The organism is Roseibium sp. MMSF_3544 (genome assembly GCF_030732845.1).
Taxonomy (GTDB): Bacteria; Pseudomonadota; Alphaproteobacteria; order Rhizobiales; family Stappiaceae; genus Roseibium.
In genome coordinates this window covers 122,607-133,392 of sequence record NZ_JASHKA010000017.1, presented here as the reverse complement: position 1 = coordinate 133,392, position 10,786 = coordinate 122,607, and the positions used below count along the sequence as shown (strand labels likewise).

Genomic DNA, 10,786 nt, shown 5'->3' with positions numbered 1-10,786 from the left:
GATTGTGTTTGGTCACCAACCAGTCTCAGATCTTCAATGTGAGTGAACAACCTTCTTAGATTTCACACCTAGGGTACTGACCCTTGGGCAAATCAGAATGAAGGCTGCCCGCGGCTCCGGTCACTCCGGACCCGCGGGAATTTTTCTGTCTTAAATGTCCGCTAGGGTCAGGCATTGACCAAGGCTCTTGAAAAGGATGGACTTCCGTGACCATTCGCAATCTCGAAGGCTTTTTCGCACCGACCTCCGTCGGTGTCATCGGCCCGTGCCGTCACCCGGGCGTGCTGACCGCCAAGCTGATTGAGTGCCTGCACGACATCGAGGCCGAACACCAGGTTTCGCTCATCGGGATCGAAGAAGACGTTCCGTTCAAAGGGTCCCAATACGGGTCTTTGAGCGAACTGGAACAGATGCCTGACCTGGTCATCTACCTGGCAACACCTGAAGCGCTTCCGGAGACAATCGACAGACTGGGGGCTGGCGGTACACGAGCAGTTCTGATCCCCTCGCCCGGTTTCGAAAGCTGGCCGGAGCCGCTCATGCAAAAGTGCCGCGAAGCTGCCCGCAAAACAAACCTTCGCCTGATCGGTCCGGGCACGCTTGGCATCGCCGTTCCGGCAAGCAATCTGAATGCACTCCTGAGTGCTGAAGCTCCGGCGCGTGGTGACATCGCCTTCTTTTCGCGGTCCGGCGCGGTCCTTAATGCCACGCTCTCCTGGGCAAAAACCCACAATACCGGCTTTTCGGCCGTGGTCTCGCTTGGGGCGCGCATCGATGTCGATCTGGGTGATCTGATCGACTACTTCGCGCAAGATTACCGCACGCGGTCGATCGTGTTGCATCTTGAGGGCATCGCCGTTCCCCGCAAATTCATCTCCGCAGCGCGCGCAGCGGCGCGCAGCAAGCCGGTGATCGTCATCCGGTCCGGCAAGAGCCGTGACACAGGCGGTACCGGCCGCACCCATGCAGGCCGGTTGGCGACAACCGACCTCGTCTACGAAACTGTTTTTCGGCGAACGGGATTGCTGCGGGTCTTCGATCTCGACGAAATGTTCGAAGCGCTGGAAACGCTCTCGCATATTCGTGTTCCGCGCTGCAATCAGGTCGCGGTCATTGCCAATGGCCGGAGCCTTGCAAGCCTCGCCGTCGACAGGCTGCAGGATCTTGGTGGAGAGTTTGCAACGCTGAGCCCGGAAACCCGACTCGAGCTGGACGCGGTCAGCCGCGATCAGACGCATCTTGAAACGACGCCCGCCGCGAGTGGGTCCCTCATATTGCGCGAAAGCGTTTCACCGGAAGAAATCACGACCGCAATCACGACTGTTCTGAAAGATCCCGGCGTTGATGGTGCGGTCGTTCTTCAAGCGGCCAGCGCATTTCAGCCTCTGAAGTCCATCGCAAAAGCTGTCACGGATGCCGCTGCGAAAGACCGGCGCAGGACAGGTCGGAAAAAGGCACTTGTTGCAGGCCTTATCGGCAGCGACGGCACGATCCGCGCCGAGCTCTCCGCAGCAAAGATCCCGAACTATGCCAGCCCGGCAGAAGCAGCGCGAAGCCTGATGCACCTCGCCCATGATGCACAAGCGCGTGAATTCCTGATGGCTGTGCCGCCGAGTCTTCCGACATCATTCACTCCCGATGTTGAACGCGCCCGCACCAACGTGGAGACGGCCCTGCAGGAGGGGCGAAGCTGGCTCGATCCAAAGGAAGTCTGTGACGTTCTCGAAGCCTACGATATGCCCATCATGGAAACGGTGATGGCTGCCACATCGGAGGAGGCTGCCGACCTTTCCCGCGCCTTCTTCGGCAAATCCAGACATTGCGTTGCGAAACTGATTTCTCCGGATTTGCCGTTCAAGTCGCGGATCGACGGTGTCCGGCTGGGACTTGAAAGCCCCGAGGCTGTCCAGGCAGCCGCCGAGGAGCTGATCGCAAACACAAGGAGAGATTATCCGGACGCAGCAATTGCAGGCGTTTCGGTTCACCCGATGCTCGAAGACCGCCACGGAATGGAACTTTACATGGGCCTTGCGGAGACCGCCGAGTTCGGTCCGGTGCTGGTGTTCGGCCATGGCGGAACGTCCATCGAGGAAAGCGAGGACATCGCACTGGAATTGCCGCCGCTGGATCTCAACCTGGCAGAAGCCCAGATCGGCAGAACCCGCATCGCCCGCCTTTTGGACGGAGGCCCCTCCCGGCCAGCTCTCGACAGGGAGGCGTTGGCGCAGGCTCTCGTCAAGCTGTCGCAAATCACGATCGACATTCCGGAGATCATGGAACTGGATATCAATCCGCTGGTCGCCCTGCCCTCCGGCCTGATCGGCCTTGATGCCCGGATGACGCTGTGTCATCCGGAAAAGCGGCCCGGGCGAACCGGCGGGTCGCGCCTGGCCATCACGCCCTATCCGCAGGAATGGGAGCAGACACTGACGCTCAAGGGAGACCGGGAGGTCTTCGTCCGGCCCGTGAGACCGGAAGACGAGGATCTCTTCAAAACGTTCTTTGAATCCATCACGCCGGAAGACCTCAGGCTGCGCTTCTTCGCCCCTGTGCGCGACTTCAGCCACCGATTTCTGTCCAGGCTGACACAGCTCGACTATGCCCGCGCCATCGCGTTCGCGGCAATCGACCCGCAGACCGGAAGCCTGCTCGGGGTTGTGCGCCTTCATGCCGATCCGGATCATCAGACAGGCGAATATGCCGTGATGGTGCGCTCCGACCTGAAAGGCGTCGGGCTCGGCTGGGCGTTGATGAAGCTGATCATCCGATACGCAAGGGCAGACGGTATCCAGACCGTCAAGGGAGAGGTTCTGAAGGAAAACACGTCGATGATTTCCATGTGCCAGGCCCTTGGCTTTACGGTCGGCACCTCGCCGGACGATCCCGGCATCGCACTGGTGACGTTGCCGGTTTCCGATATGCCCGAAGAGAATTGAGCCTGTTGCCCGAAGTCCTGACGAGCTTTACGGTGCCCTTGCCGTCAGTCATTTGCGGGAGGGGCACGTGGACAGCAAGGCAAAGCGGATTTTGGGGGCGGTCTCGATTCCCTCCTTCATGATCGGGACCGATTTCACCGGCGCGATGCTGCTGGTGACGGCGATCGAAAAGGAATATTCCGTCGACATCACAACGACCCAATGGGTCCTGAACGCCTACGCGCTGACCCTGTCGATGGGGCTCGTTGCAGGTGGGCGTCTCGGCGACCTGCTCGGTCACCGAAGATATGTCCTCATCGGTCTCGGCATTTTCTTCGTGGCTTCGATCGGCTGTATTCTTGCTCCAAATGTCTCCACGCTCATCTTCGCAAGGGCCGCGCAAGGTATCGGAACGGCTCTTGTCTGGCCCTGCATACTGGCGCTTGCAGCCACCTCGGTCGGTGATGACGAACGCGGCAAGGCCATGGGTATCCTTCTGGGAACCGTTGCGGCGGGCAACGTCATGGCGCCCTTTATCGCAGGTACCTTGTCTTCAATTGGGGACTGGCGCGGTTTCTTCGTCTTCAATGCCGTCTTTGCGGTTCTTTCCGCCGCTCTGATCTTTCATTTCATCGAGCGGGAAAAGGAACACGCGACAAACGAGGCGGTCGACATATTCGGGATGGTCGTGCTTGCGATTGCCGTGTTCTGCCTGCTTTTCGGGCTTGATACAGGCGCCGACGCTGGCTGGTTTGCGGGCACCACGGTTCTCCTCTTCGTGGCTGCCATCGTTTTCTTTGGGGCTTTCCCTTTCGTGGAAAGCTTCGTCAAGGACCCGATGATTCCACTGCCCATGATGCGCAATCATCAGTTCGTCAGAACGCTTGCGCTTAACGGCCTCCCCGCCGTTGTCCTGTTCTTGTGCCTGCTTTACATGCCGCAATACATGCAAAAAGTCCTCGGCTGGTCGATCCTGTGGAGTTCGCTCGGCATGCTGCCAATGGCGGTCGTGCTTGCCACAATGAACCTGATGGTCGGCAACTACTATAACGCGGTTGGTCCACGGAAACTGATGGCGGCAGGTTGCGGCGCTCTGGTTGTCGGCTGCATCCTGATGCTGTTCCTGCAAACGTCCTGGGGCTATCCCGCTCTCATTCCGGTGATGCTTGTCGTTGGCATTGGCGGCGGACTTGCTTTCGGCCCCGCCGGAACGGCAGCCGTCAACGCGGTCGGTCCAAAGGGAGCAGGTCTCGCGGGCGGGCTCTCTTTCATGTTCCATCTCGGTCTCGGCGCCATCGGCATTGCCTGCGCAACGGCCATGATGTTCGGGAGCGCGACCCGGAAGGTTGAGTCTGCTCTGTCCGCCGCAAATCTGACCTTGCCCACCGCCGACCTTCGCGTTCTCGCTGCCGGAACGCTCGAGGATCCGGCCGTCAAGGCGATAACGGAACGCTATTCCGGCAAGGACGTTGAAGCGATAACAAGCGCGGTGCGGGACTCTTTTGCGTCAGGACTGCACGCAGCCTTCTGGTTCGGTCTTGCGGTCGCCATCCTTGGCCTCGTCATTTCCCTCAGCCTGGATGAGAGCAAACTGAGGACCGATGCGCCGGATGAAGGCGACGCGGAAATCTGAGGCCCGGTCCTGTTATTTGCCGGCTTCGGCCGTAGCTCTTATCTGGCTCAGAGAAGCCGTCGGAGTGATCGCTTCGGGATCGAGCTTAAGGTGCAGAATGGCCGGTTTTCCGGAGGCGCGTGCGCGTTCATAGGCCGGACCGAATGCCTCCGTCGTTTCGATAGTCTCACCGAATGCGCCATAGGATGCAGCCAGCGCCGCGAAATCCGGATTGACCAGTTTCGTTGCCGACGGGCGGCCCGGATAGGTTCGTTCCTGGTGCATCCGGATGGTGCCGTACATGCCGTTGTCGATCACGAGAACGATAATGTTGGCGCCTTCCTGGCAGGCGGTTCCGAATTCCTGCATGGTCATCTGCAGGCAGCCGTCGCCGGCAAAACAGACCACTTCACGCTCTGGAAACGCGAGTTTGGCGGCCACCGCAGCCGGCAGGCCATATCCCATCGATCCGGATGTCGGTGCGGCCTGTGTGCCGTAGCGGCGGAACCTGTGAAATCTGTGCAGCCAGGTTGCATAATTTCCGGCACCATTGGTGCAGATCACATCGTCCGGCCACTTCCCTTCGAGCCAGTTCATGACGCCTGCCATTTGCAGCACGCCGGGAGTTTCCGGACGCGCTCCGGACCAGTCCAGATAGTCCCGGTGGGCCGCGGCCGCTTCGCCGACACCCTTGATTTCATTTGGCGGTTGCAGGCCTTCTGCTGCCTTGCAGAATGCGGTCGGGCTGGCATTGATTGCAAGAGCGGGACGATAGACCCGGCCAAGCTCTTCCGGGTCCGGATGAATGTGAACGAACTGCTGATGCGGCTGGGGAATATCCAGGAGCGAATAGGACTGGCTCGGCATTTCCGACAAGCGTCCTCCAACCAGAAGAATGAGATCAGACGCTTTGACACGTGCCAGGAGCTTGGGGTTGATGCCGATCCCGACATCGCCCGCGTAATTCTGATGGAGGTTGTCGAACAGCATCTGGCGGCGGAACGAGCAGGCAACGGGAAGGTCGAATCGTTCAGAAAACCGCGTGAAGGCCGCAACCGCGTCTTCCGACCAGCGGCCACCCCCGAGGATCGCGATAGGGCGCTCGGCTGCCCAGAGCCGTTTCTGCAGGTCCGCCATCTGGGTAAGGCCCGGATGGGTCTCAACCTGCTGCCAGGCAGGCGGCTGCTCAACGGATGCGGTTTCAACAAGCATGTCCTCAGGCAGTGCCAGCACCACGGGGCCCGGACGGCCGGACGTGGCCACATGAAACGCACGGGACAGGAACTCCGGAACGCGGTCGGCCTGGTCGATTTCGGCGACCCATTTTGCAATCCCGCCAAACATCTGCCGGTAGTCGACTTCCTGGAAGGCCTCGCGCTCGCGCATGCCGCGCTCGATCTGACCGATGAACAGGATCATCGGCGTGGAATCCTGCGCTGCAACGTGCACACCGGCCGACGCATTCGTGGCGCCCGGTCCACGTGTCACCATGCAGATCCCCGGCTTTCCGGTGAGCTTTCCAAAGGCGTCAGCCATCATCGCTGCGCCGCCCTCCTGGCGGCAAATCGTGACCGGGATGGAGGCGTCATGAAGGGCGTCGAGAACGGCAAGATAGCTTTCACCCGGCACGCAGAACACGCGCTCCGCTCCGTGCCGTTCCAGCGCTTCCACCAACAATTCGCCGCCGGTTTTCTGGTCCATGTCCCGCTTCCCGATCCTTCTGTATTTAGCCGTTCATTCTATAGCGTAACAAAGAGGCGACTGTCAGAACCTGAAATCAGATTTTTTTGCAATGAGATCATTCCAAACTGGATTGAATGAATTTTCCTTTGGTGGTTTTCCGCCTGAAGAGACTTTGTTGCTCCGACATTCGGTCTCTTGTGACAACTTTCCCCTCTCCCGTTGGGAGAGGGTCAGGGTGAGGGAACAAACTTCTCGTGTAAAATGAAGGGTCTGCCCCCTCACCCGGCCTTTCAGGCCGACCTCTCCCCTCGGGAGAGGTGATCAACCTGGCGACTTCCCAAGCAATTAAATCACACCTTCATACTGACGAAGAGCGCAGCGCTGCCTCGAAAGATAGGTCACGTGCACTTCAGTTTGCAGCTCTTCTTTCAAACAGTCGCAGCGCTTCGCGCTTCAAGATAAGGATGTACGGCTTCGGTGAAAGCCGTTCGGGTTGGCAATTGAAACAGTCATCAAACCGGCAGGACCGTCACGACCTGGAAGGTGTGCATGTCACCGTCTTCATCCTTGATCGAAACATATTCACCCGGATTGAAAGCGTGGGCACCGAAGCGGTAACCCGCCTCGTCGTCATCGTCGCCGTCGATATCGTAGTGGAATGCCCAGGAGCCGCCGGGACGGTGTATCAGATGGCCGATTTCTTCCATTTCGTCACCCCAGAACCTGCGCACGCGGCAATGATCCCGCTCCTGCTTCCAGAGTGTTGCGTCAATATGGCCCGTTTCATCAAGCGGTGCGGTGAATTCATATCCGTGCCGCGCAGAACCTTGCGGGTACTCTTTTGTCCGGGCCAGGTTCAGCCTGATCTTTCTTAGTGCCGGAAAGTCGCTCATGGGGTCCTCCTGTAAAGACACGACACTCTATTTGTGCCAATTCAACGGTGTGCAACATTGAGCAGAATCAAACCGGGCGCCCCGTAGATCGTGCACAGTCAATTGGCGTCACAGCAGGACCGGATATGGAACACTCGCAGGACAGTGTTTTCGCGTTTTTTCAAGGACTGGCATCCGACGACCCGAACCGACCGGACGTCGTTCGGATCGACACGCACGCCAATATCGTCTTTCTGATCGGCGGCCTTGCCTACAAGATCAAGCGGTCTGTCAAATTTCCGTTTCTCGACTATTCGACACTGGCGCTGCGCGAAGAGGCCTGCAAGGCGGAAATTACCTTCAACCGCCCGAACGCGCCGCAGATCTATCGTAAGGCTCTGCCCGTCACGCGCGAATCGGACGGTCGCCTCTGCCTTGACGGTGCCGGCGACCCCGTCGAGTGGACCATCGAAATGAACCGGTTCGAACGGCGGAACGAACTCGACGTGCTTGCGTCCAGGGCACCGTTTCCCGACGCGCTGTCGGACAGCCTCGCGAAGATGATGGTTGCCGCGCATGCGGAGGCCCCGCTTCGCAGTGGTATCGGTTTTTACGAAGAATTGGCATCTTATGTGGAGCAGAACGATGCCGCGTTTCATGAGCACCCGGATCTGTTTCCAGCCGAAGACGTGCGTCATCTGACGGAACAGTCCAGATCCGTGCTGGGCTCACTTAAGGACCTGATCTTCAAACGTGGGGAACAAGGCCTTGTCCGGCGCTGCCACGGCGACGCGCATCTGCGCAACATCGTCCTGATCGATGAGGAACCCGTCCTCTTCGATGCTGTCGAATTTTCCGACGCAATCGCGACTGGGGACGTTCTTTACGATCTCGCATTCCTGCTCATGGACTTATGGGAACGCGGGCAACCGCGCGCCGCTAACCGGGTTTTTAACAAGTATCTGGACCTCAGCCGGCTGGACACACATCCGGAAGGACTGGCCGCACTGCCCTTCTACCTGATGATGCGCGCAGCTATCCGCTCCAAGATCGCCGCCAGCTCGGCACTGGCCCAGTCGGACATGGTCCAGATGGACGTCCTGAAGGGCCAGGCGCGCACCTATTTCAGATTTGCCCAGGCGTTTCTGGAGCCGTCGCGGCCGGATCTGGTTGCCATTGGCGGGCTTTCCGGAACCGGCAAGACCACGCTTGCCCACGAGCTGGCGCCGGACATTGGCCGCGCTCCGGGCGCGCGCATTCTGCGCACCGATGTCATGCGCAAGCGTTTGCTCGACATACCGGAAACCGAAAAAGCGCCGCCCGAGGCCTACACCCTTGAAGCTTCCAATCGCGTCTACAAAGCCATCGACAAGACGGTTCAGACCGTGCTTGCCGCCGGGCACTCGGCCATATTCGATGCGGTGTTTGCAGCCGAAAACGAGCGGGTCAAGATCCAGGAGATTGCGCAAAGGGTTGAGGCCGACTTTTCGGGCCTCTGGCTCGCCGCGCCTGCCGCGGTGTTGAAAGAGCGGGTGACGCACCGTGCCGACGACGCCTCGGACGCAACGGCGGACATTGTCGACAAGCAGACCTCCTATGAGCTGGGCCGGATGACCTGGACGGAGATCGACGCCGGCGGCGATGCTGAAAAAACCGCCGAGCTCGCACGCGAAGCGCTTTTGTAAGAGCCGCCAGAGCCCCCGGCTAAAGCCCAGAGGCGCGAAGGCCTGCTGCGGCGGCAGCGGCACAAAATACGGCGATGTATTCCTTTTTCACCCTCTGCTGCACGCCAACGGCAACGATCAGGCACAAACCAACGACGAGGCCGCCCTGCAACACGATGGGCAAGATGGTGGAAACGATGATCGCACCGGGCAAGGCTTCCAGGCCGCGGCGTATCCGGGGGGTGACGGTGACGCGGCCCATGATCCAGTAGCCACCGGCTCTGAGCGCGTAGGTAACCGCTGCCATGCCGAGTATGGCGACCAGGACCATGCTGTCCGCGGTAAAGGCCCCTTCACTCATCAAAATAGGCCCCCGCAAACGCACCGGCGATCGCGCCTGTAAAAATGCCCCAATAGCCGCCGAACAATGCCCAGGTGACCCAGGCGACCGCCCCGGCCGCAAGCCAGGAGACGGTCTGCCGTTTTCCTTTCCAGAGCGGCACAAGCAGGGCGACAAAAAAGGCGGGCAGGATGACATCGAGGCCAAAGGCTTTCGGATCGGAAATGAGGCTTCCGGCGAAATAGCCGGGGATCACGGAAAGCGACCAAACCGCCCAGATGATCAATCCGCTTCCCAGGTAGATGCCCCAGTCACGTGCGCCCTTTTCGTATTGCGACAGCGCAAGGAGCCAATTGAGATCTGTCAGGAAAAACAGGGCCGGATATGTCTTGTAGCCCGGCACCGTGCCAAGCCAGGGCCGCAGACTTGCCCCGATGAGCAACATGCGCATGTTGACGGCGGCCGTAACGCCCACCATGGCAATGAGCGTCGCCCGATCCAGCGGTTCGCTGTAGATCTCCATCGCAACAAACTGGCTGGCGCCCGCAAACACAATCGAGTTCATCAACAGCGTTTCGAGAAACGACAGACCCTTTTGCGCCGCCACAGTGCCGAACACTGCGCCGAACACGATGATGCCGGGGAAGACCGGTATGCACATCAAAGCGCCTTGCACGCAGCCGCTCAGGCTGAGAGTGACATTTTTTTCAAGCATTTACGACCTAAGTTCGGAGCCCGGACCCATTTGCGGGCCGGTCACTATCCCGAAAATGTTGCTTCAGAACCAATGAAACCTTTTGATCCACTTATCACGGATGCTTGTCCTGCGCTCAAAAGAACACGTCGTAGATCATTCGCAGGCCGGTGAAGCCAAGAAACAACGCGAACACGAGTTTGAGTTTCGACGGATCAATGGCATGTGCGATTTTCGCACCGAGCGGCGCGGTGAGGGTCGAAGCCGGAATAATCAGAAGGAACCCGATCAGGTTGACATAACCGAGTGAGAGCGGTGGCCTGCCGTCAAGGTCGAAGCCGAAATAGATGGACAAAAGCGTCCCCGGAATTGCGATGATCAGACCGATTGCCGCCGCTGTGCCAACCGCCTTGCGGATCGGATAGTTGAAGAGCGTCAAGGTCGGGACGCCAAGAGTGCCCCCACCAATGCCCATCATCACCGAGATCCCGCCGATCAGGAAACCGAGCACTTCCTTGAACGGAGAACCGGGCAGCTTGTCGGCAAGGTGGGATCCGTCCTTTCGGAACATCATGTTGGCTGCAACTGCAAGCGCGACAATCCCGAAAACGAGCGTCAGTGCGCCACCGGAAATGTTACCAGCCAGCGTCGCACCTGCAAGAACACCAAGCGCGATGGCCCACCACCATCGCTTCAGCAGATCCATATCGACGCTGCCGCGCTTGTAGTGCGCGCGCGCGGACGACGCCCCTGTTGCCAGGATCGTCGCCAGTGACGTTCCAACCGCGACATGCATCAGCACCGACGGATCGATCTTCAGCGCCGTGAACATGTAGTAGAGCACAGGCACGATCACGATCCCGCCGCCGACACCGAGCAATCCCGCAATAATCCCGGCCACAACGCCCGTCGCAAGAAGCGAAAGTGCGAGCAGGCTGAGGGAGAAGAGGCTGAGATCGTCCAAGTTGAATTCCTTTCCGGCGGGTCGTGTTTTGCCGGCAGGCAT

The 10,786-nt window shown here is 59.4% G+C and carries 8 protein-coding genes; 3 read left to right on the top strand and 5 right to left on the bottom strand.

Translation table 11 applies throughout. The annotated features are described in order from the left end of the window. The first annotated feature begins 206 nt into the window (after nt 1–206). Entirely contained in the window at nt 207–2,936 is a 2,730-nt protein-coding gene (locus RBB47_RS22145; RefSeq protein WP_305988068.1) for a bifunctional acetate--CoA ligase family protein/GNAT family N-acetyltransferase, read from the top strand. Nucleotides 2,937–3,003: 67 nt separating this feature from the next. Further along, nucleotides 3,004–4,548, top strand: a complete 1,545-nt coding sequence (locus tag RBB47_RS22140; RefSeq protein ID WP_305988067.1) for an MFS transporter — start codon at nt 3,004–3,006, stop codon at nt 4,546–4,548. Nucleotides 4,549–4,560: 12 nt separating this feature from the next. On the opposite strand, the gene RBB47_RS22135 is transcribed toward RBB47_RS22140, so the two are convergent. Together RBB47_RS22135 and RBB47_RS22130 are read right to left on the bottom strand one after the other, a co-directional pair. Continuing rightward, nucleotides 4,561–6,228: a thiamine pyrophosphate-binding protein gene (locus RBB47_RS22135; RefSeq protein ID WP_305988066.1), complete on the bottom strand. Its 1,668-nt coding sequence runs from the start codon at nt 6,226–6,228 to the stop codon at nt 4,561–4,563. Between the two features lie 494 nt (nt 6,229–6,722). Further along, nucleotides 6,723–7,103 carry a hypothetical protein gene (locus tag RBB47_RS22130; RefSeq protein WP_305988065.1) on the bottom strand — a complete coding sequence of 127 codons (381 nt, stop codon included), beginning with the start codon at nt 7,101–7,103 and terminating at the stop codon, nt 6,723–6,725. 125 nt (nt 7,104–7,228) lie between these two features. Here RBB47_RS22130 and RBB47_RS22125 point away from each other — a divergent pair, with 125 nt between their 5' ends. Further along, nucleotides 7,229–8,767 carry an AAA family ATPase gene (locus RBB47_RS22125; RefSeq protein ID WP_305988064.1) on the top strand — a complete coding sequence of 513 codons (1,539 nt, stop codon included), beginning with the start codon at nt 7,229–7,231 and terminating at the stop codon, nt 8,765–8,767. 19 nt (nt 8,768–8,786) lie between these two features. On the opposite strand, the gene RBB47_RS22120 is transcribed toward RBB47_RS22125, so the two are convergent. From RBB47_RS22120 to RBB47_RS22110, 3 genes are all read right to left on the bottom strand, one after another. Beyond that, the gene (locus RBB47_RS22120) at nt 8,787–9,107 is read right to left on the bottom strand and encodes an AzlD family protein (RefSeq protein ID WP_305988063.1); all 321 of its coding nucleotides are present in this window, start codon (nt 9,105–9,107) and stop codon (nt 8,787–8,789) included. Beyond that, nucleotides 9,100–9,801, bottom strand: coding sequence for an AzlC family ABC transporter permease (locus tag RBB47_RS22115; RefSeq protein ID WP_305988062.1), 702 nt, complete (start codon nt 9,799–9,801; stop codon nt 9,100–9,102). The genes RBB47_RS22120 and RBB47_RS22115 overlap by 8 nt, the downstream gene beginning before the upstream one ends. Before the next feature lie 115 nt (nt 9,802–9,916). Beyond that, on the bottom strand, nt 9,917–10,744 hold the full coding sequence (locus tag RBB47_RS22110) for a sulfite exporter TauE/SafE family protein (RefSeq protein ID WP_305988061.1): 828 nt from the start codon (nt 10,742–10,744) through the stop codon (nt 9,917–9,919). Nucleotides 10,745–10,786: the final 42 nt, after the last annotated feature.

Excerpts from the sequence above, each read along its gene's own strand:
- RBB47_RS22135 (WP_305988066.1), bottom strand. The coding sequence starts at position 6,228 with ATGGACCAGAAAACCGGCGGCGAATTGTTGGTGGAAGCGCTGGAACGG.
- RBB47_RS22130 (WP_305988065.1), bottom strand. The coding sequence starts at position 7,103 with ATGAGCGACTTTCCGGCACTAAGAAAGATCAGGCTGAACCTGGCCCGG.
- RBB47_RS22125 (WP_305988064.1), top strand. The coding sequence starts at position 7,229 with ATGGAACACTCGCAGGACAGTGTTTTCGCGTTTTTTCAAGGACTGGCA.
- RBB47_RS22120 (WP_305988063.1), bottom strand. The coding sequence starts at position 9,107 with ATGAGTGAAGGGGCCTTTACCGCGGACAGCATGGTCCTGGTCGCCATA.
- RBB47_RS22115 (WP_305988062.1), bottom strand. The coding sequence starts at position 9,801 with ATGCTTGAAAAAAATGTCACTCTCAGCCTGAGCGGCTGCGTGCAAGGC.